This window comes from Parabacteroides goldsteinii (assembly GCF_020091425.1).
GTDB lineage: Bacteria > Bacteroidota > Bacteroidia > Bacteroidales > Tannerellaceae > Parabacteroides > Parabacteroides goldsteinii.
This window is the reverse complement of record NZ_CP081906.1, coordinates 3,141,318-3,167,789: the sequence shown is the minus strand read 5'-3', so window position 1 is coordinate 3,167,789 and position 26,472 is coordinate 3,141,318. Positions and strand designations below refer to the sequence as shown.

At 42.8% G+C, this 26,472-nt stretch carries 29 protein-coding genes and 1 pseudogene; 14 read left to right on the top strand and 16 right to left on the bottom strand.

The features are described from left to right. Positions 1 to 37 precede the first annotated feature (37 nt). From K6V26_RS14160 to K6V26_RS14150, 3 genes are all read right to left on the bottom strand, one after another. Positions 38 to 655, bottom strand: coding sequence for a hypothetical protein (locus K6V26_RS14160; protein WP_010802486.1), 618 nt, complete (start codon positions 653 to 655; stop codon positions 38 to 40). Continuing rightward, on the bottom strand, positions 652 to 1,782 hold the full coding sequence (locus K6V26_RS14155) for a 6-bladed beta-propeller (protein ID WP_044246761.1): 1,131 nt from the start codon (positions 1,780 to 1,782) through the stop codon (positions 652 to 654). Before K6V26_RS14155 ends, K6V26_RS14160 begins: the two co-directional genes overlap by 4 nt. Before the next feature lie 67 nt (positions 1,783 to 1,849). Next, entirely contained in the window at positions 1,850 to 2,266 is a 417-nt protein-coding gene (locus tag K6V26_RS14150) for an NVEALA domain-containing protein (RefSeq protein ID WP_224265652.1), read from the bottom strand. Between the two features lie 836 nt (positions 2,267 to 3,102). On the opposite strand from K6V26_RS14150, the gene K6V26_RS14145 reads away from it, so the two are divergent. Continuing rightward, positions 3,103 to 4,107: an AI-2E family transporter gene (locus K6V26_RS14145; RefSeq protein ID WP_007658800.1), complete on the top strand. Its 1,005-nt coding sequence runs from the start codon at positions 3,103 to 3,105 to the stop codon at positions 4,105 to 4,107. 16 nt (positions 4,108 to 4,123) lie between these two features. Here the strand turns inward: K6V26_RS14145 and K6V26_RS14140 are convergent, their stop codons facing one another. Next, positions 4,124 to 6,463, bottom strand: coding sequence for a beta-galactosidase (locus K6V26_RS14140; RefSeq protein ID WP_224265651.1), 2,340 nt, complete (start codon positions 6,461 to 6,463; stop codon positions 4,124 to 4,126). A gap of 156 nt (positions 6,464 to 6,619) precedes the next feature. Here K6V26_RS14140 and K6V26_RS14135 point away from each other — a divergent pair, with 156 nt between their 5' ends. Further along, entirely contained in the window at positions 6,620 to 8,662 is a 2,043-nt protein-coding gene (locus K6V26_RS14135; RefSeq protein WP_195586103.1) for a M13 family metallopeptidase, read from the top strand. Positions 8,663 to 8,747: 85 nt separating this feature from the next. On the opposite strand, the gene K6V26_RS14130 is transcribed toward K6V26_RS14135, so the two are convergent. The 6 genes from K6V26_RS14130 to K6V26_RS14105 all read right to left on the bottom strand — a co-directional run bounded on the left by K6V26_RS14130 (position 8,748) and on the right by K6V26_RS14105 (position 13,027). Then, positions 8,748 to 10,043: an NCS2 family permease gene (locus K6V26_RS14130; protein WP_195586104.1), complete on the bottom strand. Its 1,296-nt coding sequence runs from the start codon at positions 10,041 to 10,043 to the stop codon at positions 8,748 to 8,750. Positions 10,044 to 10,053: 10 nt separating this feature from the next. Further along, the gene (locus K6V26_RS14125; RefSeq protein WP_007658793.1) at positions 10,054 to 10,755 is read right to left on the bottom strand and encodes a nucleoside-specific channel-forming Tsx family protein; all 702 of its coding nucleotides are present in this window, start codon (positions 10,753 to 10,755) and stop codon (positions 10,054 to 10,056) included. An 80-nt stretch (positions 10,756 to 10,835) separates the two neighbouring features. Beyond that, complete coding sequence (locus tag K6V26_RS14120; protein ID WP_007658792.1) at positions 10,836 to 11,783, bottom strand: calcium/sodium antiporter; 948 nt, start codon at positions 11,781 to 11,783, stop codon at positions 10,836 to 10,838. Between the two features lie 200 nt (positions 11,784 to 11,983). After that, positions 11,984 to 12,190, bottom strand: coding sequence for a hypothetical protein (locus K6V26_RS14115; protein ID WP_010802493.1), 207 nt, complete (start codon positions 12,188 to 12,190; stop codon positions 11,984 to 11,986). A 40-nt stretch (positions 12,191 to 12,230) separates the two neighbouring features. Continuing rightward, positions 12,231 to 12,443, bottom strand: coding sequence for a hypothetical protein (locus K6V26_RS14110; RefSeq protein WP_007658790.1), 213 nt, complete (start codon positions 12,441 to 12,443; stop codon positions 12,231 to 12,233). Positions 12,444 to 12,628: 185 nt separating this feature from the next. Continuing rightward, complete coding sequence (locus K6V26_RS14105; RefSeq protein WP_007658789.1) at positions 12,629 to 13,027, bottom strand: hypothetical protein; 399 nt, start codon at positions 13,025 to 13,027, stop codon at positions 12,629 to 12,631. An 88-nt stretch (positions 13,028 to 13,115) separates the two neighbouring features. On the opposite strand from K6V26_RS14105, the gene K6V26_RS14100 reads away from it, so the two are divergent. From K6V26_RS14100 to K6V26_RS14090, 4 genes and pseudogenes are all read left to right on the top strand, one after another. Then, on the top strand, positions 13,116 to 14,015 hold the full coding sequence (locus K6V26_RS14100) for a 1,4-dihydroxy-2-naphthoate polyprenyltransferase (protein WP_224265650.1): 900 nt from the start codon (positions 13,116 to 13,118) through the stop codon (positions 14,013 to 14,015). Positions 14,016 to 14,225: 210 nt separating this feature from the next. Beyond that, positions 14,226 to 14,408, top strand: coding sequence for a hypothetical protein (locus K6V26_RS14095; protein WP_224265649.1), 183 nt, complete (start codon positions 14,226 to 14,228; stop codon positions 14,406 to 14,408). Continuing rightward, entirely contained in the window at positions 14,405 to 14,527 is a 123-nt protein-coding gene (locus K6V26_RS28555; RefSeq protein WP_262905172.1) for a hypothetical protein, read from the top strand. Before K6V26_RS14095 ends, K6V26_RS28555 begins: the two co-directional genes overlap by 4 nt. Beyond that, positions 14,520 to 14,848, top strand: a pseudogene (locus K6V26_RS14090) (type II toxin-antitoxin system RelE/ParE family toxin). Before K6V26_RS28555 ends, K6V26_RS14090 begins: the two are co-directional and overlap by 8 nt. Positions 14,849 to 14,870: 22 nt before the next feature. Here the strand turns inward: K6V26_RS14090 and K6V26_RS14085 are convergent. From K6V26_RS14085 to K6V26_RS14060, 6 genes are all read right to left on the bottom strand, one after another. Next, positions 14,871 to 15,785 carry a DMT family transporter gene (locus K6V26_RS14085; RefSeq protein ID WP_046146338.1) on the bottom strand — a complete coding sequence of 305 codons (915 nt, stop codon included), beginning with the start codon at positions 15,783 to 15,785 and terminating at the stop codon, positions 14,871 to 14,873. 92 nt (positions 15,786 to 15,877) lie between these two features. Next, positions 15,878 to 16,423, bottom strand: coding sequence for a DJ-1 family glyoxalase III (locus K6V26_RS14080; protein WP_007658776.1), 546 nt, complete (start codon positions 16,421 to 16,423; stop codon positions 15,878 to 15,880). Between the two features lie 10 nt (positions 16,424 to 16,433). Next, positions 16,434 to 17,270, bottom strand: coding sequence for an energy transducer TonB family protein (locus tag K6V26_RS14075; RefSeq protein ID WP_224265648.1), 837 nt, complete (start codon positions 17,268 to 17,270; stop codon positions 16,434 to 16,436). 5 nt (positions 17,271 to 17,275) lie between these two features. Then, positions 17,276 to 17,686 (bottom strand): ExbD/TolR family protein, encoded by a 411-nt coding sequence (locus K6V26_RS14070; protein WP_007658774.1) that lies wholly within the window; start codon positions 17,684 to 17,686, stop codon positions 17,276 to 17,278. An 8-nt stretch (positions 17,687 to 17,694) separates the two neighbouring features. Continuing rightward, positions 17,695 to 18,405, bottom strand: a complete 711-nt coding sequence (locus tag K6V26_RS14065) for a MotA/TolQ/ExbB proton channel family protein (protein ID WP_007658773.1) — start codon at positions 18,403 to 18,405, stop codon at positions 17,695 to 17,697. A gap of 33 nt (positions 18,406 to 18,438) precedes the next feature. Then, a complete protein-coding gene (locus K6V26_RS14060) occupies positions 18,439 to 19,158 on the bottom strand; it encodes a pyridoxine 5'-phosphate synthase (RefSeq protein ID WP_224265647.1) in 720 nt (239 codons plus the stop codon). Positions 19,159 to 19,243: 85 nt separating this feature from the next. Between K6V26_RS14060 and K6V26_RS14055 the strand changes: the two genes are divergently transcribed. The 8 genes from K6V26_RS14055 (at position 19,244) to K6V26_RS14020 (ending at position 26,291) form a co-directional block, all read left to right on the top strand. Then, complete coding sequence (locus K6V26_RS14055; RefSeq protein WP_010802499.1) at positions 19,244 to 19,903, top strand: CBS domain-containing protein; 660 nt, start codon at positions 19,244 to 19,246, stop codon at positions 19,901 to 19,903. 13 nt (positions 19,904 to 19,916) lie between these two features. Beyond that, positions 19,917 to 20,792, top strand: coding sequence for an NAD kinase (locus K6V26_RS14050; RefSeq protein WP_046144968.1), 876 nt, complete (start codon positions 19,917 to 19,919; stop codon positions 20,790 to 20,792). Positions 20,793 to 21,586: 794 nt separating this feature from the next. After that, positions 21,587 to 22,045 carry an HU family DNA-binding protein gene (locus tag K6V26_RS14045; protein ID WP_195586111.1) on the top strand — a complete coding sequence of 153 codons (459 nt, stop codon included), beginning with the start codon at positions 21,587 to 21,589 and terminating at the stop codon, positions 22,043 to 22,045. 329 nt (positions 22,046 to 22,374) lie between these two features. Beyond that, on the top strand, positions 22,375 to 22,488 hold the full coding sequence (locus tag K6V26_RS14040; RefSeq protein WP_224265646.1) for a hypothetical protein: 114 nt from the start codon (positions 22,375 to 22,377) through the stop codon (positions 22,486 to 22,488). Between the two features lie 567 nt (positions 22,489 to 23,055). After that, positions 23,056 to 23,838: a hypothetical protein gene (locus K6V26_RS14035; protein ID WP_195586112.1), complete on the top strand. Its 783-nt coding sequence runs from the start codon at positions 23,056 to 23,058 to the stop codon at positions 23,836 to 23,838. A 10-nt stretch (positions 23,839 to 23,848) separates the two neighbouring features. After that, the gene (locus K6V26_RS14030) at positions 23,849 to 24,682 is read left to right on the top strand and encodes a hypothetical protein (RefSeq protein WP_224265645.1); all 834 of its coding nucleotides are present in this window, start codon (positions 23,849 to 23,851) and stop codon (positions 24,680 to 24,682) included. 22 nt (positions 24,683 to 24,704) lie between these two features. Continuing rightward, positions 24,705 to 25,400 (top strand): Ig-like domain-containing protein, encoded by a 696-nt coding sequence (locus tag K6V26_RS14025; protein ID WP_010802504.1) that lies wholly within the window; start codon positions 24,705 to 24,707, stop codon positions 25,398 to 25,400. A gap of 348 nt (positions 25,401 to 25,748) precedes the next feature. Next, positions 25,749 to 26,291 carry an FHA domain-containing protein gene (locus tag K6V26_RS14020; RefSeq protein ID WP_007658742.1) on the top strand — a complete coding sequence of 181 codons (543 nt, stop codon included), beginning with the start codon at positions 25,749 to 25,751 and terminating at the stop codon, positions 26,289 to 26,291. Positions 26,292 to 26,472 lie beyond the last annotated feature (181 nt).

Below are 26,472 nucleotides of genomic sequence, written 5' to 3'. Positions count from 1 at the left end.
ATAATCATGTTTTTTTATTCAGTGTTAGGGATGAATTTCAATTTACCATATAACGATCTTTAATGATTTTCAGATACTCTTTTGTTAGCTCAGGGCTTGTTGTATCAGTAATAAATAATAATTTAACACATAAGTCTTTATCAAGGATAAAAAAGTATGGCGTTGTTTCTATTTCATACAAAGGATAATCTTCTTTTTGATGAAAGCTTACTACTTTTTTGCCATAATAATCGTCTTTGAATCGTTGTTCAATATCGGCAATGCATATAATATCCGGATTTGATTCAAAATCAGGAAAAACTTCTTTAATGTGAGCAAATACTCCTTCAACACATGGTCGACACATATTCTGATTCAAGCCTATCACCAATTTGGGCCGATCGGTGATGGATAGGGCAGGGATGAGGGTTTTGTTATCAGAGCCTAAATAGATAGTTGAATTACCTATGTTGCATTGTTCGTATTTGAATCTTGTGACAGTTGTTTCTTTGGATACTTCAAACATGATTTCAATGTTTTCCAAGTGTTCTAATTTCTGTTTTGTGCTATTTAATTTATTTTTATACTGTTGATTCAAAAATAACAAACCGATATTGAATAGCAGAAAACCTGCTAGAGTACATTTTAAAACTATTTGTGTTGATTTATTTTTCATTTGAACCAGTATTTAATTAATATCGGATTTTGTTCCATGTCAGCCTGCAATAATTTTTCAAGAATTTCTTTTTGCTTGTCATCCAGCATTTCTTTTGTAATGCGTTTTTCTAAATCAACCCATTGGATAGGCATCAAGGCATATTCGTCTGTAACTATTATTTCTTCCCCACGATAGGAGTTAAACCATACTTTTTCTTTAAAATCAAGGATATATTTTGTTTTTCCGGTAGATTTGTCATGTATTATATTTGCCCTATGATTTTGATCTTTCCAGAAAAGTGATGCGAATATATATTTATTGTTATGTCTCACAGACTGTATCATATAAGAAAATTGATCAAACATTTCTTTTTTGTTTTTAGCGAAATCTCTTTCTGCTTCTTTTGAAAGAACAGCAGTTCTACCATCATTAGTATATTTCCCAAAATTGAATTGAAAAGCGACTTCAAGCCGTTTCTTTCCCAATTTATAAACAACAGGATGGACAGGTCGGAAAAAGAACCAGTTATCCTGATACTGATAAGGAATATTTGAGTAACTACCAAGAGACATATCCTCTTCAAATTCTTCATGTAACAACTTTTGCTTATCAAGATTAAAATAAATAATCTTTTTAGGTTCAAACATCGAATGAGATACATAGATGGTACTATCTAAAGCAGCCAGCGAGTGTGCGACCTTAAAACCTGGATAATCAATTCGTTTTGTTTCGATAAATTTGCCGGATAAATCGTAAACATGTATTCTTCCATAAGGTTCGAGTATTTCCAGATTACCTGAAAAGGAATTTAAAGTGAAATCCTGGATAAATGAATATTCTCCGGCACCTTGTCCCTTTGTGCCTATTTTAAAAAGAAATTTCCCAGTTTTGTCAAATACAAAAATAAGGCATAGAGGTTTGTCCAATGCATAATAACGATCTTGGTGGACAATTATTTTCGTAATGCCCTTAATAAGAACCTCCGAAGATGTTTCCAATGGAATTAATTCTATAGAACGAAAGTAATTGAATAAAGAGGCTTCCTCCGGTTGATCCAAATCAACGAAAATAGCATCACTAGTTTGTGGCTTAGGGGTACACATAGTAAAGCATATCAAAAAAGACAGTATAAATAGTTTCTTCATTTTTTCAATCTGATTAAAAAGTCCAAAAAGAGAAGTCCGGAAAAAATAGCCGGACTTCTTTTGTGTATTATATACAAAAAGAATATGGATTCCCATTTGCCGCACATCGACAAGACCAATTATCCGTGTTTTTATGACATACTTTTCCGTCACAATTACCATGGTCACATGTGATACCATAATCATCGCAATTACAAGTATTAACATCATTACCGCAAATCGAACAAATATCAGTCTCTCCCCTTGCCAGAGCCATTATACTTGTCAAAGACAAATCAATGACAGATTCTTCACTATTGAATGCAAGATTCACATTTATAGCAGCCAAGGCTGCTATTACTACCTCATAATATTCATCTTCGGCTAATGCTTCGATGTTTTTAATGACCAAATTATTGAGGTCGTTGTCTTTTTGTAAATAGAGGTAGCAACTTGCTGTAATTAGGCAAATCACCAGGGGTAGTTTTAGAATAGTTTTTTTCATGACTGATCGTTTTGTTGTTCAACGATGCAAATATAGTCAACCGTTTAAATAATGAATTGGAGGGTTCCGGACTGTACGTGGAAAAGTTGACTAAGAAAGGACTTAGAATTTGTGTCTGTAGTTATAATTGAACTTGATTATATTCGAAAACGGAGCGTACTGCTAAAAAAACTTTTGGCAAATAGATGCTTAATCCTTTGTTTTTGTATTAAATGGATTTGAAATACTCAAAACAGCTTACGTATATATTGCTCTGGATAGGTGTTTTAGAGATATGTTTAATACTTTATTTAACAATTTCCTTTTTTGTTCTCGAATTTCTTACCAAATTCAATTTGGTTTAAACAAAAATTCATCTCATTTAAAACGAATTTTTTTTCGTTTTAAATGAGATTTAAGTTTATTGCAGTAAAAAAATATGTTAAATATGCTTTCTCCTTGATAGGATTGCTCATCTTTTAGTTCCAAATCTTATGTTTTTAGGCATGTTTTTTCTACAGAAGGCCTCTGGTGGTTGGATGAAATGGTTTTTAATAAGTCTTGTAAAATCGGAGATCAGGAAATAAATAGTTACAATATATAGGTGTATTATTTAAAATTGACCTTTTTTCTTCTTTTCTTGGGTCAATATGGTAAAATCGAATGTCCGGAGAATTGCATAAAAATCCCCTTGTAAGATCTCGGGGCGTTATATCCGGGTAATTAAGTACTTAAATTATCATTTTGATATTTTGATATGATAATCTTAACAACTGTGGCAGATAATTTGTTTTATATACAAATGACCGGAGGTCATGACTGTAAACAGGATGTTGAATGTTATATTATAAACAAATATGAGCTTGAAAGAGTCGTACTGGAAATATTCCCTGATCACTATCATTCTGGTAATGGGAATCATACTTTTTATCGAATTTACTCCGTTTCTGGGAGGAATACTCGGTGCATGTACCATTTATATATTATTGCGAAAGCAACTGCAGTACCTGACAGAGAAGAGACATTGGAACCGTAGCCTGGTTGCCATATTGCTATTACTTGAAACCATCTTGTGTTTTCTGATACCATTGTCTCTGGCTGTCTGGTTGTTCGTTAATAAACTTCAGAATATAAACCTGAACCCATCCGAACTGATCAGTTCTTTTGAGCATATCGCTGACCTGGTCAGGGAGAAGACCGGCTTTGATGTATTGGAAAAAGATAATATCTCATCTATTGTCTCTGTCCTGCCTAAGATCGGACAGGCCCTGATGGGAGGTATCAGCGGTTTTGCAGTGAATGTGGCAGTTCTGGTTCTTATCCTTTATTTTATGCTGATCGGAGGGAGTAAGATGGAAACATACATTTATGAAATCCTGCCCTTCAGCAAAGAAAATAAACGCGAAGTACTGAAAGAGATCAATATGATCGTTACCTCCAATGCGATCGGTATCCCTCTGCTGGCAATCATCCAGGGTGTTATCGCGATGATCGGATATTGGGTGTTTAATGCGCCTAGCCCGTTTTTATTCGGTTTTCTGACCTGTTTTGCGACTATTATTCCAGTTGTGGGAACTGCTTTGGTGTGGCTGCCTCTTGCCGTTTACATGGCTTTGACCGGCGATTGGGTAAATGCGCTGGCTTTGACAGCCTATGCACTGATCGTTATCACTAACGTGGATAACCTGATTCGTTTTATCTTACAGAAAAAAATGGCGGATACCCATCCGCTGATCACGATTTTCGGAGTAATAATCGGTTTGTCCCTGTTTGGTTTTATGGGAATTATATTCGGTCCGCTCCTGATCTCTGTCTTTATACTTTGCTTTTCGATGTTCAAAAAAGAGTATTTGGATAAATAAAGGGGAATGACCCCGTTCAATAACTGAACGGAGTCATTTTTGCATATGCTTTATAGTCTTTGATCATTCCGGGATAGCCCTCTTCGGCACGCGGCAGGTAACGGAAGCCGGAGACTGTTACATTTTCGCGCAAATCAATGACTACCTGATGTGGGTATTTGGCTCCTCTGGCCGTACTCCAGTAAGTGGATTCCTGCAAGTCGAATATTTTATCGGCGGTAAAATTACCTCCGTAAGTTTCTTCGCTGTCTGCATAAGCGATCTTCCAATGCTGGCGGCTGAGCGGTTTGCCGTTCTCATCCAGCAGATAAAACTCGGCGATGGCAGCGTTGTCTTTTCCATCCTGGGCGTTGAGAGCTTCCAGACAGAAATGACTAGCCTGTACAGGAGCATCGAATTTTACCTCCTGCCAACCGTTTCCTGCCTTTAAAGAACCTTGTCCCACAGGCTTTTCGTTTTTCAGGTTCAGGTTTTGCCCTTCTTTGCGGTTGGTAAGCGGTGCTTCCGGACGCAACATGTCGAGTATCGGTGTTTTCAGACCTTTGACAGATGCTTTTTCCGGTCCTTTCAGGTCGAGAACGATAATTTCGTTTTCTCCCTTTTTAAGCCAGCAACCCGGCATAAATAATGTTTGCTGAGGGCCGATTTCCCAGAAACGTCCCATGGCTTTTCCGTTTACCCATACCATACCTTTTCCCCAGGTCTGCATATCCAGGAATACATCGCCGGGAGTTTCGAGATTGAAAGTAGCACGGTAATAAGCAGGCGCTTCAACCTTTTTACCCGGTGTATATTTCTTATCTTTTACAAATGAATAGTCTACAGGGAGATTATATACCTGCCAGTCCTTCAGTTCGTCGGATGAGGATTCGGTGATCAGTGCCACTTTGTTCGTGATACCTTTCCGGTCGTGTATCGCCTTGTCGAAATTTACACGTCCCATTGCTTCGATCAGGATATCCAGTCGGGCGCCGGCAGCTGTAGCCGGTAATTTAATCGTGAATTCTCCGCGGCGGCGGTCCAGGCGGCCAATCAGTTTACCGTCGATGAAAACTTGTGCCCAATCATGTACTTCGTCTATTAATAAGGTGGTACCTGCTTTGACTGCCGGTAAGGTGGTACGATACAAGATGCTGCCCCAGCCTTGGTCGAACTGCTCCATCGGTTTGATGTCGTGGCTGGTTTTAGGTTCCGGCAGGTTCTCGAATAACAGAGCCGTCTCTTTCAGTTCAAACTCGGGTATCTCGATCACCGGGAATGCGTCGGGAATTTCGGGTTGTACTTCACCCGGAGCCATATAGTTTGCCATGAATTCGCGTAGTTTGTGATATTTGGGTGTTGCCCAACCTGCTTCGCTGATCGGGGCATCGTAATCGTATGAACTGCACATGGCTGAATAGGCCGGACTGTTTGCGCCTCCCCAATGTCCGAAGGTCGTACCTCCGTGGGTCATATAGAGGGAGAAAGAAATATTGCGGTCCAGCATGTCCCTGAGTCCGGCAATCATTGTTTCCGCATCACGTGTTTCATGTTTCCGTCCCCAATGGTCGAACCAGCCGCTCCAGAACTCGCTACACATTAGCGGGGTGTTCGGACGTACTTCTTTCAGCTTTTTGAATTGTTCGTCGATATTGGCTCCGGTACCGAAATTAACGGTCCATACCAGATCGTCGAGTGCATTATTCAGGAAGTTGGAACTCCAGTCACACTGGAACAGGGGAACGTCGGTAAACCCGGCATCGCGCAGGATATCCCGGTTTTTGGCAATATACGACTTATCGGTCGCATAAGAACCATATTCGTTTTCAACCTGTACCATAATAATATTACCACCTCGTGTAATCTGCCTGTCGGCCAGTTGTTTGCCGATCTCATTCATATAGATACGTGTACGTTCTATGAAATACGGGTCGTTTGTACGCAGCTGTATATCTTCTTTTTTCAATAACCACCAAGGCAGGCCTCCCATTTCCCATTCGGAACAAACGTACGGGCCGGGACGGAGCATGATATACATACCGTTTTTCTGAGCCAGACGGCAGAATGCAGCAATGTCGTTTTGTCCGCTGAAATCGAACTCGCCCGGTTTCTGTTCATGGATATTCCAAAACGCATAGATGCAAATCGTATTCATGCCCAACGCTTTGCACATCTGGATACGATGTTCCCAATATTCTACGGGGATTCGGGTGTAATGGATTTCGGCGGCCTTTATAATGAAAGGCTTGCCGTTTAGCAGAAATGTTTTGTCACCGATTTCAAAAGTGCCGTTGCTGCCGGACTGATTTTTACATCCGCTCAGTACGCAAATCAACATGACCATCAGGAGTGATACGGTCTTCATAAAGTGATTCATGATAAAAATTAAGTTTATAAATAGTTTCAGATGGTAAAAGTAAATAAAAGATAGTAGATCACAGGTATAATAATCAGTCATATTGGATAAAAATCGGCTCTGTTTTACTGAAATTATGTACCTTTGCGGCATAATTCAAGTAAACGTTGAACAAAAATGAAAAAGTTAATGATGATTCCGTTGGTTGCTGTCGGTATGATAACAATGTCGGGATGCAGTCAGTCACCTGTGAAGGAAACTGCAAAAAATGATGCCATCAACCTGGCAAATCTGGACACTACAGTGGCTCCTGGTACAGATTTCTATCAGTACGCTTGCGGAGGCTGGATAAAGAACAATCCTCTGAAACCGGAATATTCCCGCTTCGGCACATTCGATCAGTTGATTGAGAATAATCAGGAACAATTGCGTACGCTTATCACAGAGCTGGATTCCAAACCCCAGGAAGCCGGAAGCGTTGCCCAGAAGATCAGCATGCTCTATGAAATGGGATTGGATAGTGTAAAACTGAATACGGAAGGGTTGGCTCCCGTCAAGGAACAATTGGATGCAATTAACCGTCTGGGAACGAAAGCGGATGTTGCCAAAATGGTGGCAACCTTGCATAAAGAAGGAATGGCTCCTTTCTTCGCTTTGTTCGTCGATGCCGATGAGAAGAACAGTTCTATGAATATCGTACAGCTGTATCAGGCAGGTCTCGGTATGGGTGATCGCGATTATTATCTGGTGGAAGACGATGCCTCCGTAAAAATGCGCGATGCATATAAACAATTCATCAGCCAGTTGTTCACATTGACCGGTGCTTCTCCTGAGCAGGCCGAAGCTGCTGTCAATGCCGTAATGAAAATAGAAACAGGCATCGCCAAAAGTTCTTTCAGTCGTGAAGACCTGCGCGACAGCCAGAAGAACTATAATAAGATCAAGTTGCAGGAGTTCAAGGCAAACAACAACCCGCTCGACTGGGACGTTTATTTTGAAAGCATGGGCTTGATGGAAATTGAATATCTCGATGCCAAACAACTTCCGTTCTATGAAGCGTTGGGCGAGTTCATGAAAAATGTTTCTATCGACGAACAGAAATACTACTTGGCTTTTAACCTCTTGAATGCGGCTGCTCCTTACCTGAGTGATGATTTTGTGGCAGCCGAATTTGACTTCTACGGAAAAGTGATGTCTGGAAAGCTGGAACAGAAACCGCGTTGGAAACGTTCGCTGTCTACAGTGAACAGTGCCTTGGGCGAAGCTGTCGGCCAAATGTATGTGGCTAAATACTTTCCGGCTTCTTCCAAGGAAAAGATGCTTGAGCTGGTAGGAAACCTGCAGAAAGCATTGTCGGAACGTATCGCAGGTCTGGAATGGATGAGCGATGAGACAAAAGCGAAAGCGCAGGAAAAACTGTCTGCTTTTATCGTAAAGATCGGTTACCCAGATAAATGGCGTGACTACAGCGCTTTGGAGATCAAGGATGATTCTTACTGGGCAAATGTGTGCCGTTCGAATATCTTCGATATGGAGTACCAGCTGGAACAAGCAGGTAAACCGGTCGACAAAGCCCGCTGGGGAATGACACCGCAGACTGTAAATGCCTACTACAACCCGACAACAAACGAAATCTGCTTCCCGGCAGCTATCCTTCAGCCTCCTTTCTTTAACCCGGAAGCTGACGATGCCGTTAACTATGGTGCTATCGGTGTGGTGATCGGTCATGAAATGACACACGGATTCGACGACCAGGGACGTAATTACGATAAAAACGGTAACCTGGCCGACTGGTGGACTCCCGAAGACGCAGCCCTCTTTACGGAACGTGCCGACCGTCTGGTTCAGCAGTACGACAATATTATCGTTGCAGACAGTGTTCATGCGAACGGACGTTATACATTGGGAGAAAACATCGCTGACCAGGGCGGTTTGCAGGTTTCTCACTTGGCTTACCTGAATTCCCTGAAAGGTAAAACTCCGGCTCCGATCGACGGATTCACAAACGAACAACGTTTCTACCTGGGATATGCAACCTTGTGGGGACAAAATATCCGTCCTGAAGAAATCCTGTTGCTGACAAAGATCGACCCGCACTCATTGGGTAAATGGCGTGTAAATGCCGCTTTGCGTAATATCGACACCTTCTATTCGGCATTCGATATTAAAGAAGGCGACCCGATGTACATGTTGCCTGCCGAACGGGTAGTTATCTGGTAATATATACATAGAATATATAATGTAAAGGAGGTGTAGCAAAACAGGCTTTTGCTACACCTCCTTTTTATATCTCTGAATATCGCTTTTACGCAAAGATGAACTTCAGTATAAACAAGGCTGCCAGTATATACATGGTAATGCTGATATCCTTGTGCTTGCCGCAGAACAGTTTTACCAATACATAGCAGAGCAGTCCCAACACCATCCCGTCGGCAATGGAGTAGGTGAGGATCATCATAATGATGGTGATAAAAGCCGGTAGTGCTTCCGACATATCCTCCATGTCGATTTTGGAGATCGAATCCATCATAAACACGCCGACAAGCACCAGCGCCCCGCTTGTGGCTGCACTGGGAATCAGCAGGAACAACGGCGCAAAAAACAAAGCCAGGATAAACAGCAGTCCGGTTATCAGTGAAGTGAAACCCGAACGTCCTCCTTCCGCAATACCCGAGGCACTCTCCACATACGTCGTTATGGTGGAACTTCCCATCATCGCCCCGATCGTAGTACCTATCGCGTCGGACATCATCGCCTCTTTCACATGCGGGATATGCCCGTCTTCTCCCATGATCCCGGTCTTCGAAGCCAGGCCGACCAATGTCCCTACCGTATCGAATATATTCATAAACAATAAGGTAAAGATCACTACTGCCATATCCAGTGTAAAGAACTCGGAAAAATCGAACTTACAGAATGTCGGTTCCATCGAGTGGGGCATGGAGACAGGAAGAAATCCTTCCGGTATTTCCGTCACCCCCAGCGGGATGCCGATCAGGGTACAGATCAGGATACTGTAGAACAATGCGCCTTTCACCTTTTTGACAATCAGTATGCCGCTTAACAATATCCCGACCATCGCCAGGACCGAAGACGGCGTAAAGGCCCCGAACATCACATAGGTGACAGGGTTGGATTCAATGATCCCCGCATTCTTCAACCCTATGAATGCAATGAACATGCCGATCCCAGCCGATATGGCATACCGCAGGTTCATGGGAATGCTGTTAAGTATGATCTCCCGGATATTCAGAAAAGTAATAAGGATGAATATTACCCCTTCGACAAACATCGCCGTCATCGCCGTCTGCCAGGGATATCCCATGCCCTGTACCAGCGTGAAAGCAAAAAATGCGTTCAGCGCCATGCTAGGTGCCTGTGCGAACGGCAGTTTGGCCATAAAGGCGAGGAGCAGGGTGGCAATTGCGGAAGCCAGAGCCGTGGCCGTAAAAACTGCTCCTTTGTCCATACCGGTAGTTCCCAGGATGGATGGGTTCACAGCCAGGATATAACTCATTGTCAGGAATGTGGTTATACCTGCGATAACTTCCGTACGGATTCTCATGGTTTGTTTATCAAACCCTAAAAGTTTTTGTATCATGCCGGTTTATTTAATCGAATGTCCATTTTACAGCAAGTGTCGGAATAGTATAGAAGCCGTTCCGTCCTCCGAAGTTATGGCTTAACTCCACTTCACTGCCCACACTCAGTTTAAATTTCTCGTCTACGCCTTTTATCTTGTTCAGGTTTACCCATATCTGCGGTTCGGAGAGAAAAATAAAGTTCCCGTGGTCGTTCTTTTCCCGCCACCAGTCGGCAAAGCCACTGAAAGTACACAGGCCGTTCTTGGCAAAATGAAGATACCAGGTGGTTGTCAGCTGGAAATTATTGGGTGTTTTATGCTTCTGGATATATTTGTACATGGCGGTGAAAGTGATTCCCCTGCTGAAATCCTTGCTGTTATAAGTATAGGTGGCACCGCCCAGGTAAGCATTGTTGTAGGAGGCTCCCTTCATCAGCCCGCCGTTATACTCTACGTGGATGGAAAAAGGCGGTTGCCAGAAACTCAGTTCGCGGGCAATCTCCCAGTAAGCCGAAGCGACCCCGCTGCTCTTGTAGTCCATATCCACGAAAAAATAGGTGCTTCCCCATTTATCCGGTTTGAACATTTCCACGGTGGAGGTCAGTGCCGGACGCCCGTCCAGGTCCTTGTCGTACAAGGCGCCTCCAAAATCATAATGTAACTGAACATTTTGCGCTTTCCCACAGAAAACGGCAAGTAATAGGACTGCTAGGGTAAAAAACTTTCTCATTCTGATCGTTTAAAATATGTATGGAAGCCACAAAGGTATAAAAAAAGCAAGACCTTCAAAAAAGCCCTGCTTTTACACGATCAGATCAGATCCCTGAGCAGCCATGCCAGGTAGCATAAATACACAAGTATAAGCGCCCACCCTTCGGCACGTGAAATCTTTTGTCCGCTTTTCACCAGTGGAAGCAGGAGCAGGGTTAATCCCAGCATAACCAGCAGGTCGACGTAATTGACGTTTTTGGCAGCGATCGGACTTACTACAGAACTGGTTCCCGCTATAGCCAGGATATTGAACAGGTTGGAACCGACAATATTCCCGATCGCAATATCCGGATTCTTTTTGAGGGCCGACACGACCGAGGTGGCCAGTTCCGGCATGCTTGTTCCGGCGGCAACGATAGTCAGTCCGATGACCGCTTCGCTGACACCCAGCTCCTGGGCGATGGATACGGCATTGTTGACCAGCAGGTTGGAGGCGAAGATCAGGATCACCAGGCCGCCCACGATATACAGGACATCTTTATACCAGGGTTCAGGTTGCTTCTCCAACTCCCCGATCTGTTCTTCCACTTTCTTTTCATGTTTGCGTGAATAGTACAGGCTGAAAACCGTATAAATAATGATGCCTGCTAAAAAGAAACAACCTTCCAGCCTTCCGAGTACCCCGTTCCAGAACAGGAGCGTGAAGACGGCGGTAGCGACGATCAGTATGGGAATATCCAGGCGGGTAAGCTGGCGTTTGGCCTGTAGCGGTTGGATGGCGGCGGATATACCGAGAATGGCGGCGATATTGAAAATATTGGAACCGATAATGTTCCCCACGGCTATATCGCCCTGCCCGGATAAGGACGCATTCAGGCTGACCACCAATTCCGGGGCACTGGTACCGAATGCAACGATCGTAAGACCGATCACCAGGTTTGATATCTTTGCTTTCAGGGCTATCTCCGTACTACCCTTTACCAGCCAGCCTGCTCCGATGTAGAGAGCAAACAGCGAAAGAACTAATAATGTTACGCTTGTTATCATGGTCGCAAATTTACTAATCTTTTTATTACAATGTCCGGCTTCCTGTTGTCCGGTGGATGTTGCCACCGTAACCAAGTAAACAGCAAGTTATTTTTTAGGCAGAAAAACGCACCTCGGATAACCCCGGATCGCTCCGGAATAACAGCAGGAAGCAACTAGACATTTCAGTTAGGGTTGTTAGGAATATTCGTATTAGTGATTTAATATTCGTATTCTTCCTTAGGCTCTTTGGCTGCCTGTCTCAGTTGTATGCCACGGAGTATGACCATGGCGACTGTTACCAGCCCTAATGCTCCCATTGTTACATCTTTTGTGATAGCGTTTTCAAAATCGGTTGTACCGATCAACACCAAAATGATAAACGACACCATCATGACGGCATCTACCAAATCTTTATTTATCTTCATTTTATTAAACTTTTTAATGGTTACTTTTGTTCAAACATGCTTATTCTTTTTCTTCGATAGCAGTTTCTTCAGCAGAGCCGGTATTGCTCAAACCTTTCATGATGCCATATAATCCATATCCCAGAGCACCCATTACCACCAATAACTTCAGGTAATCGTTAGGAATGATAGAACTACAAGCTAGTACGCAACCAACAACAGTTATAATAACAGAAACATAAATACGTGTTTTATTTGATTTTTTAGTAGACATAATATTTCATTTTTAGTAATTAATAATTAATGACCGGATTGTTTCGAAGCCTTACTTATCAATGTGACAGGCAGTGTCGGCAATCCGAAGAGAACGCATGGCGTTCTTGACAAGGCCTCAGCGAAGCCGGTGTAGCCTTGATCTTTTGATTACTTTTGGATCAAGCCAAAAGTAATTATCAATTACTAAATAATGAGTTTCCGCAGAGCAAACACATGTTCCCCCATGCGGCAAAGAAGGGTAGACAGATTTATGGTTTGACATTCTGATACATTTTCCAGCACTTTCCGTTGTGCATTCATCTCCTTCAGGCGGATATCCTGAAGTACTTTTTCCGCTATTTTCAGCGTGCGCAAATGAAATGTATTATTAGTCGATTGAACCGTTCTGCGTGCAGTCAGACCTTTGCTTTCTTTCAGGTCGGTACTTAATACGTTCAGGTAATATTGTACATCCGCAGAACCTTTTTCCTTCATGACTGCCTCTTTTTGAGCCACAGCGATGTTGTCGCTTTCAACCTCCTCCTGGGGAGAAAAAAGCAACATGCCGAAAAGCAGAGTCAATATGAACAGAAAATTTTTCATGCTGCAAAGATATACGAATTCCTATTAAAAAAACAAATCATTGTGGTTTTTGTTTATACTTTTGTCCGTTAAAAGTGAACGAGGAAAGATGGAAAGAGAGAAGAGCCTTTTTAAATCATGGGTGGAGGCCGCGCGCCCGAAAACGCTGCCGGCATCGTTAAGTCCTGTGCTGCTGGCATGTGTTTTAGCCTGGTGCGAGGGAGTATTCCGGTTCGTACCGGCCCTTTTGTGTTTTGGAGTAGCTTTGCTGGCACAGATAGCCAGTAACTTTGCCAACGATTATTTTGATTTTAAAAAGGGAGCCGACCGGGAAGACCGCTTAGGGCCCGAGCGTGCCGTCGCTCAGGGATGGATCACTCCGAAAGCCATGCTGAAAGCCACTTTCCTTACCCTGGGTTTGTCGTGTTTCTGCGGATGTATGCTGCTGTTTTATGCCGGGTGGGAGTTGATACCCGTCGGTATTGCCATCGCCCTTTGTGTGTTGGCATACTCCGCTGGGCCTTTTCCGCTGGCCTATAACGGTCTGGGCGATGTCTGCGTGGTGCTGTTTTACGGGATCATCCCGGTATGCTTCACCTATTATGTACAGGCGCTGTCCTTTTCCCTGTTATCATTTCTGTTGTCCGTATCGGTCGGATTGCTTTCCACGAATATCCTTGTCGTGAACAATTATCGTGATTATGTGCAGGACAAGGCTTCGCATAAGCGGACCACCATCGTCCTTTTCGGGCGCGGTTTCGGCCGGATATTCTACCTGTTGAACGGGGTAGTGGCGCTTTTGCTGGCTATGCCCCTGATGCTGGACGCACCTTGGTGGATACAGTTCCTGTTCGCCGCCTTTTTTGCCCTCTTTTATGCGACCTGGCGGCAACTTTACCGTTTTGAAGGACGCGAACTCAATAAGACCCTGGGTCATACCGCCCGCAATGTCTTTCTCTTCACCCTGCTGTTATCGCTTCTGTTAATCTCGTTAACGACAGGATTATAGCGAAAACACTGCTAATCCCCATATCAGCGACTTGTCTAATTGCTCTCCGCATAAGCCTCAAATTCAAAGTCGGCAAAAACCTGGTGATTAATTCGTAAAATATGATGGATGTCATATCTTTTCATTATCTTTGGCAGCATACAAAAACAATATCATCATGAAAGAAACCAAACCATATGATCTTCCAAAAGAAGGACCGAAAAATATAGTATGGAACCAATGGCAGAGTATCAAAGTATGTCTTCTTTGCAACTGGAGGCAGATAAAGCTCGTTTAATACGGGCTATAGTAAATATTGATAGTAAATTGGTATTTGATAAAGTGAAACAACGGCTTAGAGATATATTGAATCTCAGAGAAGAAGTTGTAGTAGAACCGGAAAGTACATTATGACTGGCTTAAAAGAGGCATTCCTGGAAATGAAAGAGGTAAAAGCCGGAAGAAGTCAATCAAGACCAGCCGAAGAACTATTGAAAGAACTTATGGAAGAAAGGGACGAAGAGGATGATTGAGATACGTACTATTATTCCTTTCGATAAGGAGATGAAGCGTTTGAGAAAAAATATCATTCATTGATTAAAGATTATGCAATATGGTTGGATGAGTTGCGCAATAACCCGTTAATGGGAACTGATCTGGGAGATGGTATTCATAAAGTTCGCGTAGCTATTAGTAGTAAAAATAAAGGAAAAAGTGGAGGTGCCCGAATAATAACTGATATTACTGCTATTCTCAGTTTGGAAAAAGGAGTAATAACATTACTTTATATCTATGATAAAAGTGAACGAGGTAATATTTCAGATAAAGAGATAGATGAGTTAAAAAAATTCTGAAAGAAATCCCATCGAATAATTCTTATAAATGAAACAAAGCCCTGCGGAGTCCCCGTAGGGCTTTTTGTATGCTTTTGGAGAGGATGATCATGGTGACGGCGATGATAATAAGGAGGATGCCGATGGCCAGATTGAATGTGAACGGTTCGCCGAAGACGAGTACACCTACGAAGACGGCGGTAACGGGCTCCATAGCTCCCAATACGGCAGTCAGCGTACCACCGATATTATGGACGGCCAGTACCAGGGTGATATTTGAAATGACTGTCGGGACAATAGCCAGAAGTATCAGGTTGACTAGCGACATCGTGTCGGGGATCGGCTGTATCCCTTCGTTGGTGCTTGCCTTAATGGAAAACAGGATGGTGCTGACAATGAATACATAGAATGTCAGTTTTCTGCCTGTCATCGTATGCACTCTCGATTTGTTGACGGTAGTAATATAAAGCGCATATCCGACAGCAGACAGGAGTACGATAAATACGCCCAACACACTTAGCTTCATCTCTCCTTCATTGATCGACAGACGAGCAACCCCGCAGATTGCCAACCCAATAGCCAACAACGTTACCCACGATGTTTTTTCGCGGAAGAACAATAACATGATAAGTGTAACGAATATCGGATAAGTGAAATGTAACGTAGTGGCGATCCCAGCGGACATAAAGTTGTATCCCCAGAAAAGAAACATGGCCGAAGCCGTGTAAAAGAACCCCAGCAGGACCAACACCGGTATATCTTTTTTGTCGATACGCAGGGATTCCTTTTTACTAGCCATAATACCCACCAATGCTATCGAGGCAAACAGAAAACGGTAGAAAAGGATCGAATCAAACTGCATCCCCTTTGCCATCAGCGGCAGGGTGAATAACGGGATCAAACCGAAAGTCGCGGAAGTGGCAATGCCGTATACAAATCCTTTTATGTTACTGTTCATCTTTTTACCTTTTGCTAAAACGGCTGCAAACATACAAAAAAGCCGTGATATTTTCAGGTTATATCACGGCTCTTAAATATTATTTCAGATGATTAAACAAGCAATCCAGCTGCCACTTCTTCTGCCACCGCTTCATTTTTGATGGCGGCTACCAGGGCAAGACCGAAGTTTATGACCAGTCCCGGACCTTTTCCGGTTATTACGTTGTCGGATACTTCTACTGCTTCGCCGGTAACGTTGGCACCGATCAGTTTCGGTTCGAAGCCAGGATAACAGGTCGCGTTGCGACCTTTCAGCAAGCCTAGTCCGCCTAAGACCATCGGAGCAGCACAGATAGCGGCAACGATTTTACTGTCGCGGTATTGTTGCAGCAAGGCTTCCTTTACCGCTTCTGAATCGTTCAGGTTGGCTGCACCGGGCATGCCACCGGGGAGGACCAAAGCATCGGCATCTGCCAGGTTTACCTTCTCCAGAGTAGTATCGGCAGTAACCGGAACATTATGTGCTCCCGTTACGACAGGGTTAGCTGTGATGGAAACAGTTGTCACTTCAATACCTCCGCGGCGCAGGATATCGACTGTACCCAAGGCTTCCATTTCTTCGAAGCCGTTGGCTAAAAATACAATTGCTTTCTTCATATTACTTCCTTTATTTTAGTTTATACACATAGGTGATCGTACCGCTCTGGTTGTTCGCCCCGCTGATGCTATTGAACTTAGCCCGTTTGGCTGCATCCAGTGCGCTTTTACGCATGGAGGCGTTGTCGATGTTGGTACCTCTTCCTATTTCTGCAAATATCACATTCCCTTTCGGGTCTACCGTGATGTTGATCACGATCTTGCCTTCTTCCTGGATGGTGTAAGCAGGACGGGGCAGGCCTCCGGCTCCGATGGAACGACCGTTCAGGTTGAACGAACCGTAACCGCCTACGCCTTCGTTTGCTCCGTGGTCGGAGTTACCGAACGGACTACCCTGGTTACCTGTTCCGGTTTCTGCATCGCCTTGGCTGTTACCTTCTGCACCACCGATACCGAATGCTCCGGCAACGCGGTTACTGATGGCCTGTTCCTTCTTGCGACGTTCTTCTTCCAGACGTTTCTTTTTAGCCTCTTCACGTTTGCGACGTTCTTCTTCCTCTTTCCGTTTACGCTCTTCTTCTTTCTTTTTTTGCTCTTCCTTCTTCTTGGCATCAGCCATGGCAACACTTTCTTCGATGTCCTGCGTAATGACTTCCTCCTTCGGTGTCTCTACCGGCGGAGTAGGTGGAGGGGGAGGCGTGGTCGTTTCCTGTGGCAATTCCTGTCCCGTATATTTGGGTTCGAAGGTACCGGCTGCGGAATTGACGTTTCCGAAATTGACAAGGACGCCCCCGTCTTCTTCCGGAATCTCCGTCCGTAGTACCGTGAACAACAGGATCAGAAAGATCGCCAGGTGGAAAGCGACTGAACCGGCTATACTGTATATGTCATCTTTGTTGAATTTCATATCTGTTATTTCTGCGCACGGGTGGCGAGCACCATCTTGAATTTGTTTTCGTTCGCTATGTTCAGGATCTTTACGATTTCTTTATAAGGAACTGTTTCGTCAGCATAAAGGGCGACGAACATTTCGGGCTCTTTTGCATAACTGTCTTGCAGGAACGGGGTGATCTCGTCAAACGTGACCTGCGTTTCCCGCTGGTTACCGAAGGCTACGTAGTAATTCAGGTTGGCATCGATGGTAACCCGCGTAAGCGGTTTGGCTGCCGTCTGCTTCTTGGCTTGCGGCAATGTTACCTTGATGGCATTCGGAATGACTACCGTAGAGGTGACCATAAAGAAGATCAACAGCAGGAATATGACGTCGGTCATAGAGGCCATGCTGAAGGCTTCGTTTACTTTTGTTCTTCGTTTTAGTGCCATTCGCTTTGTTAATTAGCCGGTTCGTTCAATAAGTCCATAAATTCCATGGTGCGGGCTTCCATTTTGTTCACCACGTTATCCACCTGCGATACGAGGTAGTTGTAAGCAAACAAAGTGATGATACCGACTACCAGACCGCCTACGGTTGTTACAAGAGCTTCGTAGATACCGCCTGAAAGCAGGGATACGTCTACGTTTGTTCCGGCATTAGCCATATCGAAGAAGGCACGTACCATACCGGTTACTGTTCCGAGGAAACCGAGCATCGGGGCTCCGGCGGCTGTCGTAGCGATCAGCGGGAATCCTTTTTCAAGTTTTGCAATTTCCAGGTTACCTACATTCTCGATAGCCACAAGCACGTCGTTCATCGGACGGCCCAAGCGGGTGATACCCTTTTCGATCATACGGGCGGAAGGAGTGTTGGTGCTGCGGCACAGGTTGAGGGCCGAGTCTACTTTTCCTTCGTGGATATAGTCTTTGATACGGTTCATGAAATTCTGGTCTTCTTTACCGGCGCGACGGATAACCAGTAAACGCTGGATAAAGATATAACCTGCCATTAGTGATAACAGCAATAGTACAACCATGATCCACCCTCCTTTGAATGCAAGGTCTATCACATTGATCTCTGCTTCAGTGGGGACTGTTACTGCCGTCAGATCCGGCATCTGCTCTGCTGTCTGTGCCCCTACTGCCTGTAGGGAAAGTAAAATACTCATAGGTTTGTATACTTATTCGTTAATATTAATTCGTTATTTCTGTTGTAAACACGCTTTGTATAGGGAGATTGTTTCCTGTAATCCGTGATATAAAGCATCACAGATCAGGGCATGGCCGATGGATACTTCTTCCAGCCAGGGGATATTCTGACTGAACCAGGCCAGGTTTTCCAGATTCAGGTCGTGACCCGCATTGACACCCATGCCCAGGTTTTTAGCCAGTTGGGCGGCGGCAACGAACGGTGCGACAGCCTCTTCCTTGTTAACCGGATAATTGGTTGCATAGGGTTCTGTGTAAAGTTCGATACGGTCTGTTCCTGTTTTTGCAGCCAGTTCGATATTGGCAAGGTCTGTTCCTACAAAAATAGAGGTACGGATCCCCTGTGCAGTGAACGTATCCACTAATTCACTCAACTGGTCGAAATGTGTTTTCACATCCCATCCGGCATTCGAAGTGATGGCATCGGGAGCATCCGGTACGAGTGTGACCTGTGTCGGCTTAACCTTCAGAACCAGGTCTATAAAATTGTTACAGGGATATCCTTCAATGTTAAATTCTGTCCTGATCAGAGGTTTCAATCCATACACATCACTGTATTTGATATGTCTTTCATCCGGACGGGGATGAACTGTAATTCCTTGTGCGCCGAAATTTTCGCAATCCTGGGCGACTTTTAAAATGTCAGGCATATTACCACCGCGTGCGTTACGAATGGTTGCTACCTTGTTAATGTTTACACTTAAATTTGTCATCGTATATCGTTATATCTTTTTTCTTTCATTACATTTGCACAAAAGTATCGGCAAATTTAGCAGAATTAAGGGAATTAACAGAATAATGTTGGTGAAAGATTTCATAACGAAGGAACTTCCTGTGTTAAAAAGTTTTGACACAGGGGAATATGCTTTAGCGCTAATGGATGATTTTAAGTTAAAACATCTACCGTTATTGAGCGAAGGGATATATCGTTGCCTGATCTCGGAAAAGGATCTTCTGGCTATGCCTGATCCTGCGGCAACGATTGGCGAACCGATTCTGTTTGCTCCCAGTGTAATGGAAAATACACATATTCACGAGGCGCTGGCATTGATTGCCCGCTATCAGTTGAGCCTGCTTCCGGTTGTTACTCCGGAAGGGGAATACCAGGGGGCGATCACGCGGGATAAGCTGATCGATATCCTTTCGGAATTGTGTAATGCCGAGACTTCGGGCAGCGTGTTCGTCCTGGAGGTGATGCCGCAGGATTATTCGCTGACGGATATAGCCCGGTTGGTCGAGTCGAACAATGCGCATGTCCTGAACCTGCTTTCATACACGGATAAGGATACCGGACGCTTACATCTTATTATAAAGATAGACCTGGAGGATGCTTCACCGGTGATCCGCAGTTTCGAGCGCTTTAACTATACTGTCCTTTATTATTTCATGGAAAAAGGGATGGTAGATGATCTGTTGCAGCAGCGGATGAACGAATTGTTGCATTATATGAATATCTAATTGATTGAAAGTTATGAGAGTTGGCATATTTGGTAGTAAATATCAGGTAGAAAAACAGAGCCAGATAAAACGTTTGTTTGAAAAACTGATATCCCAGGAAGCGGAGATCTACGTAGATGTACGTTTCTATAATTTTCTTACTGATATACTTAATTATGAACCTCCGGTGGCAGGACTGCTGACCGATGATAATTTTGATCTCGATGTCGCCCTGAGTGTGGGTGGAGACGGAACGTTCCTGCGTACGGCTGCCCGTGTGAACCGGCAGGATATTCCTATTCTCGGAATTAATACCGGGCGTCTTGGTTTTCTGGCCGATGTCGGAGGTAATGATATAGAAGACACGTTGGAGGAACTGTTCAAGAACTATTATAAGATAGAAGAGCGTACCCTGTTGCGGCTTCATACCGAAGAACGGGCCTTTCATGGGTATAACTATGCCTTGAATGAGATCGCTATCCTGAAACGCGATACTTCTTCCATGATCACGATTCACACTTCTTTGAATGATGAATACCTGGCTTCTTATCAGGCGGATGGTCTGCTGATCGCAACACCGACAGGTTCTACCGCTTATTCCATGAGCGTAAACGGACCGATCATCATCCCGCAAAGTAAGAATATCGTATTAAGTCCGGTTGCACCTCATTCCCTGAATGTGCGCCCGCTGATCATACCGGACACCTATACGATCACATTGGGAGTGGAAAGCCGGAATAAATCCTTTCTGATCTCTCTCGACGGCCGTTCGGAAGTCTTTCCGGCAGGTATCCAGCTGACAGTGACGAAAGCAGACTATACGACGAAAGTAATAAAAAGATATAATCATACCTTTTATCAGACTCTCCGTGAGAAGCTGATGTGGGGAGCCGATGCAAGAATGAAATAGGGATAGGATGGGCAAAACTGCTCTAAAAAGATGTTTTATAGCATGTATTTGTTAAATCATATTAAATAAATGAGATTTCCAAGCGAAATATTATGCTACATAACATAAAGTCTCTATATTTGCACTGTGTTTTTCATGGTATTAGATTTAAGGTTAACAATGAAGATTGGCTGTCCGTGATGGATGGCCTTTTTTGCGTTTATAAGGTTCCTGTTTAAAATGCTTCTATAAAGTAAACGACAAAGCCTCCTGTATTGCTGAGTATGGGTGAAAAGTAGCCCGACTCAAAAGTCATTATCCAAACTGATAGGAGTAAGCCCTTCCCGTCTCAGTGATCTGCCTACTCGATAAGTAAATTGACAGCTACTTATCGAGTAGGCGGTATGGTTACTTAGTAAGTAGGTAGCGGTCTGCTTATTAAGTAGATTTAGCCTTACTTAATAAGTAGGCTTAGCCCTTGTTTGGTAGCAGGTTTGTGTTTAGATGGAACGGCATTTTTTTATTGAAATATCATCGAAAATATTTTGTTATATCAGATAAAGAATACTATCTTTGCATTGTCAACAAAGATTGACTTCATCGATTTTTATAAATGCTAATAGTTGCATTTATTTTGGCTTAAATCTAAATTAAGCCGGTCGGCTAGTAGTTCTGCCGATAACAATATGCCCATTCTTACAAAAGTAAGTCTGTTGCAAGAAGTGGGAGGGAAACTTTTCTTCTAGAAGGGGGAAGAAAAGGGGTAGAGTATCTCTTCGATCCTTATTATAATCACTTTTTTATACTTAAAGAATATGGCACTAAAATTTAGACGTGTCAAAAAGTCGTTCGGTTTCGATAAATCGAAAACCGAAAAGTATTTGGTAGTTCCTGAAAGGGCAACTCCAGTGGAATTTGGATATCTTTGCGAAGAAATCGCGATGGTATCGGGTGTTAACAAAGGAATGGTTAGAGCAACTCTGTATGGGTTGGTTTCTTCCATGAAAACCTTCATTCAACAGGGACATACTGTACAGGTGGAAGGGTTCGGGAGCTTTATCCCATCTTTTAATGCCAAGAGTAGCCTTGTGGAAAGTGAGGCCAATGCGGATTCCATCCGAAAGATGAAGTTGCGTTTTGTTCCGTGCGCGGAGCTGCGTGAAATGATGGAGCGGATGCGAATGGATTTTAATGATAAAGACAGTACCAACGACACCAAAGTTCCTTCCGGAGGAGGAAGTGAAGGTGGAGGGGACAGACCGGAGATAGAATAGTTTACGGTATGTTGTAAGATTGTTCCCCGGATCGAGATTTTCTTGGTCCGGGGAATTTTATTTTGAGAAGTATCTTTGGGGGATATGGAAAAAATCCATATATATTGCGAATAAACCAGTAAATTTATAATGGATGGAGGTCGTTCTCAACGAATATCACAAAAAAGCAAACGCCAGGAAACTTCGGACTGTAGCCTCTTGGAACAAGCTGAAGCTTTCGCACAAAGAGTGCTTGAATCAGTTCAAGCGCTTGCGGGAACAGCGAATTGCAAGGGAGTCCTGACTGTAGTTATACGCTTATAGGATTTTCATCCAATAAAAATGGTAAAGTGTGTGCTGTATTAACTCAGCAATATATTATTTCAGAACGTGAAGCAACAGAAGAAGAAATACATGACGAACTTTTGAAGAGTGGATTTCATTCATTCGGAAATGAATGGTGAGTATCATACAAATGGGTTGTATGATATTTTTGATGCGTCTCCTAATAATGTTCTCGTAGGTATTGATGGTTGTTTATATTTTATAGATACTATTATTTACCAGTCTGATGAAGATAATTTTTCTATTTATAAGAGTCAATCCCCTAAATATTTTAATCGATAGCATTTTACTTTATTTCTAAATAATCCTTTGGTATAAAGAAAAAGTCTATATCTTTGTCTTGTTCTCACGCCGATTTTACGGGTGGGAGCAGACATATATTTGAAAGGCGTTTATTGACGTCTTGTCTTCGGTTTCTCAAACTTCGCAACTTTGAACTACATTAGAAGACAGGGCAGCGGTAGATGTCTACGTGATTTGTTATATAGTATACTTCATGCGTCTTTTGGCGCATGAATGTATATTTTGTACATATCGGCGTGGGCTTCAACGTTGCTTATCCTAGTGTAGTGGGCATGCGAAGGCCTGAGAAACGGGATAAGTGACAGGCGAATCCCGCGCTTTTTTTGTATATGCTGATTTATAAGAACTAGACACTAGTTATTAATATTTTAAATGTAAATCAGATGAATACAAAAAGTATTTTTCTTTTATGTATGTGGCTCTTTGCCGCATGTTTCTTGCAGGCACAAGATAAGATGCCGCAAGCTATCAGTTACCAGGCTGTAGCCCGTGATGCGCAGGGTAGAGTAATTGCCGAAAAGACAATCGGTATCCAAGTAGAAATCTTGAAAGGTTCAACAACCGGCACTGTCGTTTTCTCTGAAACGCATTCTCCGACAAGTAGTCAAACCGGGACGGTCAATCTCCTGATCGGTCAGGGTACACGTAAAACCGGTACATTTTCTTCTGTTGATTGGGGAGTAGATACCTACTTTCTGCAATTAAGCATGGATTTGAACGGTGGAAGTAATTACGAAAAAGTTTCGACGATACAGATGTTGCCGGTGCCGTATGCGTTGTATGCGGCAAAGGCAGGAGTCGCAGAGAATGGTGGGAGTGGAAATACAGATAACATGAATACAATCAAATTTACTTTTGTGGTAAATGATGATAATGTAGAAGAAGATCTTTATCCCTTATTTTCAGGTGAATTGATGAAAAATAGTAATGACATACTCCTTAGATTTACTTTATTATATTTGGACGGGGTCGATCAAGAACTTACAGTTTCAATAGATGGTTTATCCCCTCAAGAAAACGAAATAGGAAAATCGAGTTGTGTAGGACGCATGTTTTATCTGACTTATGAGAATGTTTCTGACGGAAATTACACATTGGCCGTCCGTGATAAAAAGAACAATGTGGTAAAAGAATATCCTTTTACTTTTAAGACATTAAATAAATAATATGAAAAGCATGAGAACATTATTTTTATTATCAGTTAATCTTTTATTTACTACTGTCATGATTTTGCATGCACAGGATAAGATGCCGCAAGCAGTTAGTTACCAAGCTGTAGCCCGTGATGCACAAGGTAAAGTTGTTGCTCAAAAGGCGATTGGCATCCAAGTAGAAATCTTGAAAGGTTCGACAACAGGTGCTGTCGTTTTCTCTGAAACTCATTCTCCGACGAGTAGTCAAACCGGAACGGTTAATCTCCTGATCGGTCAGGGTACACGTAAGATCGGTACATTCTCTTCCGTTGATTGGGGAGCAGATACCTATTATTTGCAATTAAGCATGGATTTGAGCGGTGGAAGTAATTACGAAAAAGTTTCGACGACACAGATGTTGCCGGTGCCCTATGCGTTGTATGCCCGTTATGCAGAGAGAGCAGGTGTAGCTGAGGATGCTGGAAGTAGTGGGAGTTCTTCTGAAAATGTAAAATTTGTTTTGATAAAGGATGATGATAATGACGATGATAATTGGTTGCATAATATTTTGCTGGGAAATGAAGTAGAAGGTGATACTTCTAATGATTATCCATTTGAGTTAGATTTTAGTATTGTTTATTTGAATGGAATAAATCATGAACTGAATGCTGTTATTGAAGAATGGCCGGAAGGAACAGTTTTATCAGAAAGTTCTAAAGAGAAAACTACGCCTTCTTCTCCAATGGGGCGATTTTGTGCAATCAGAGCTAATATGCCTAAAGGTAGATATAATCTCAAATTATTGATAAAGAATAAAACTGGAATCACAGTAAAGGAGTATCCTTTTGTTTTGAATATGAAAGATAGAGAATATTAGATGTAAATTAAAATTTAATGATATGAAATACATATACTTATTTGTATGTTTTTTTTGTACAACCCTTCAAGCCCAGACTCTTGAAGGAGCCTTTTCTTTTCAAGGAGAAGAAATTGCAACATCAAACATCCTGTTGACTGCTATCGGAGGTCAACCCTTTGAAGGAACAACTGTTGAAATGCCATTATATTTTGGTTTTATCGAAGTGGTTTCCACTGCCAACGAATATACGAACGTCTCGGCTCTTACCTTGGAAAAAGATCATGTTTCGGCAGTAGTAGGAGAACAGTTACAGTTGACGGCTGCCTTTTCTCCGGTAGAGGTGGATAACCCGATGGTTAGTTGGTACTCGTCAGACCCTTCGGTGGTGGCAGTAAAGGATGGTGTTGTTTCCGCATTGCAAGAGGGAAAGGCAACGGTGACGGTGGTTTCTGCTAGTGGTCTTTTTGCGGATCAGTGCGAGGTGACAGTGAAATCTGATCCTACCTCAATAGAAGAGGTGAGTAGTGGTAACCGCATTTATCCTACTGTTACAGAGGATTATCTTTATGCCGATTTGCAACAAGCGCAAACGATTTATATCATAAATGTGTCAGGTAAAGTATGCGAAAAAGTCCAGTGTCAGGCTGGGCAGAATACTATATCGATGCAGGCATATCCTATCGGAGTCTATTTTATCCGTATGGATAGTAAAGTCGTTAAGGTGATAAAACGGTAGAATCGTATTATTCTACCAACCCAAACTTTTCTCTGGTAGTAATAGGATTTCTTTCCGATTACTACCGGAGTTTTTTATAATAGAAATATGCCGTAGAAACATGTTGTGTAGCATATGTTTGTTAAATCATATTAAACAAATGAGGAAAATAAGCAAAATATTATGCTGAATAACATAAAACCTCTATATTTGCACTGTGTTTTTCATGGTATTAGATTTAAGGTTAACAATGAAGATTGGCTGTCCGTGATGGATGGCTTTTCTGTTTTATAGACGTATCGGTCTTTATTTCCGTGGAAAAAGACTTATCTTTGTACTTCTTAAAACGTAAAAGCTTCAAATAAAGATATGAAAAGAATATTCTGCCCCAAATGTGATAATCAGTTATCATTCGATGAAACAAAGTATCCCGATGGGAAAATCCTGGCTTTTGTATGTCCTCAATGTGGTTCCCAGTTTAAGATAAAACTGGGTAGAAAGACTGTGCGTACGGAGTCCGGACAGGAAAAAGAAGTGAAGGAACCCGATTTTTCCTGTGGTTATATCACTGTGATCGAGAATACTTTTGGTTTTAAACAGGAATTGCCGCTTGTGATGGGGGATAATATGATAGGACGAAGGAATAAGGACACGGAAGGTGTGGATGTTCCTATTATTACCAGTGACCCGAGTGTGGGACGCAAACATTGTATTATTAATGTGAAACAGGACAGGGATGGTAAATTCGTTTATACCTTGCGCGATAACCAGAGTATGACCGGCACATTCCTCCGCAGTGTACTGCTGGGAAAAAAAGAACAGGTACGGATCGGTGAAGGAGCTATCGTGACTATGGGGGCTACTACTTTTATTTTACATGTTCCGGGAGGGGAAGAAGAGGAAGATTTTTAAATTAAACTTAGATACTGCTCCGGAGTGAACGATCTCTTACATCAGGGCGATAAGGGAGATAGGGGGAATTGGCGTAGGTTTCGGGAGAGATGGATACAAGATTACCTTTCATCTCCGGCGCAGCTCTAAAGTTTAAATCTCATTATTCATGCTTTTTGTTTAGTTGTTCAACGATAAAACA

Excerpts from the sequence above, each read along its gene's own strand:
- K6V26_RS14050 (WP_046144968.1), top strand. The coding sequence starts at position 19,917 with ATGAGAGTTGGCATATTTGGTAGTAAATATCAGGTAGAAAAACAGAGC.
- K6V26_RS14105 (WP_007658789.1), bottom strand. The coding sequence starts at position 13,027 with ATGAAAAATTTTCTGTTCATATTGACTCTGCTTTTCGGCATGTTGCTT.
- K6V26_RS14085 (WP_046146338.1), bottom strand. The coding sequence starts at position 15,785 with ATGAACAGTAACATAAAAGGATTTGTATACGGCATTGCCACTTCCGCG.
- K6V26_RS28555 (WP_262905172.1), top strand. The coding sequence starts at position 14,405 with ATGACTGGCTTAAAAGAGGCATTCCTGGAAATGAAAGAGGTAAAAGCC.
- K6V26_RS14145 (WP_007658800.1), top strand. The coding sequence starts at position 3,103 with ATGAGCTTGAAAGAGTCGTACTGGAAATATTCCCTGATCACTATCATT.
- K6V26_RS14125 (WP_007658793.1), bottom strand. The coding sequence starts at position 10,755 with ATGAGAAAGTTTTTTACCCTAGCAGTCCTATTACTTGCCGTTTTCTGT.
- K6V26_RS14100 (WP_224265650.1), top strand. The coding sequence starts at position 13,116 with ATGGAAAGAGAGAAGAGCCTTTTTAAATCATGGGTGGAGGCCGCGCGC.
- K6V26_RS14095 (WP_224265649.1), top strand. The coding sequence starts at position 14,226 with ATGGAACCAATGGCAGAGTATCAAAGTATGTCTTCTTTGCAACTGGAG.
- K6V26_RS14150 (WP_224265652.1), bottom strand. The coding sequence starts at position 2,266 with ATGAAAAAAACTATTCTAAAACTACCCCTGGTGATTTGCCTAATTACA.
- K6V26_RS14055 (WP_010802499.1), top strand. The coding sequence starts at position 19,244 with ATGTTGGTGAAAGATTTCATAACGAAGGAACTTCCTGTGTTAAAAAGT.
- K6V26_RS14060 (WP_224265647.1), bottom strand. The coding sequence starts at position 19,158 with ATGACAAATTTAAGTGTAAACATTAACAAGGTAGCAACCATTCGTAAC.
- K6V26_RS14140 (WP_224265651.1), bottom strand. The coding sequence starts at position 6,463 with ATGAATCACTTTATGAAGACCGTATCACTCCTGATGGTCATGTTGATT.
- K6V26_RS14035 (WP_195586112.1), top strand. The coding sequence starts at position 23,056 with ATGAATACAAAAAGTATTTTTCTTTTATGTATGTGGCTCTTTGCCGCA.
- K6V26_RS14120 (WP_007658792.1), bottom strand. The coding sequence starts at position 11,783 with ATGATAACAAGCGTAACATTATTAGTTCTTTCGCTGTTTGCTCTCTAC.
- K6V26_RS14020 (WP_007658742.1), top strand. The coding sequence starts at position 25,749 with ATGAAAAGAATATTCTGCCCCAAATGTGATAATCAGTTATCATTCGAT.
- K6V26_RS14025 (WP_010802504.1), top strand. The coding sequence starts at position 24,705 with ATGAAATACATATACTTATTTGTATGTTTTTTTTGTACAACCCTTCAA.
- K6V26_RS14155 (WP_044246761.1), bottom strand. The coding sequence starts at position 1,782 with ATGAAGAAACTATTTATACTGTCTTTTTTGATATGCTTTACTATGTGT.
- K6V26_RS14115 (WP_010802493.1), bottom strand. The coding sequence starts at position 12,190 with ATGAAGATAAATAAAGATTTGGTAGATGCCGTCATGATGGTGTCGTTT.
- K6V26_RS14075 (WP_224265648.1), bottom strand. The coding sequence starts at position 17,270 with ATGAAATTCAACAAAGATGACATATACAGTATAGCCGGTTCAGTCGCT.
- K6V26_RS14130 (WP_195586104.1), bottom strand. The coding sequence starts at position 10,043 with ATGATACAAAAACTTTTAGGGTTTGATAAACAAACCATGAGAATCCGT.
- K6V26_RS14110 (WP_007658790.1), bottom strand. The coding sequence starts at position 12,443 with ATGTCTACTAAAAAATCAAATAAAACACGTATTTATGTTTCTGTTATT.
- K6V26_RS14045 (WP_195586111.1), top strand. The coding sequence starts at position 21,587 with ATGGCACTAAAATTTAGACGTGTCAAAAAGTCGTTCGGTTTCGATAAA.
- K6V26_RS14160 (WP_010802486.1), bottom strand. The coding sequence starts at position 655 with ATGAAAAATAAATCAACACAAATAGTTTTAAAATGTACTCTAGCAGGT.
- K6V26_RS14030 (WP_224265645.1), top strand. The coding sequence starts at position 23,849 with ATGAGAACATTATTTTTATTATCAGTTAATCTTTTATTTACTACTGTC.
- K6V26_RS14135 (WP_195586103.1), top strand. The coding sequence starts at position 6,620 with ATGAAAAAGTTAATGATGATTCCGTTGGTTGCTGTCGGTATGATAACA.
- K6V26_RS14070 (WP_007658774.1), bottom strand. The coding sequence starts at position 17,686 with ATGGCACTAAAACGAAGAACAAAAGTAAACGAAGCCTTCAGCATGGCC.
- K6V26_RS14080 (WP_007658776.1), bottom strand. The coding sequence starts at position 16,423 with ATGAAGAAAGCAATTGTATTTTTAGCCAACGGCTTCGAAGAAATGGAA.
- K6V26_RS14065 (WP_007658773.1), bottom strand. The coding sequence starts at position 18,405 with ATGAGTATTTTACTTTCCCTACAGGCAGTAGGGGCACAGACAGCAGAG.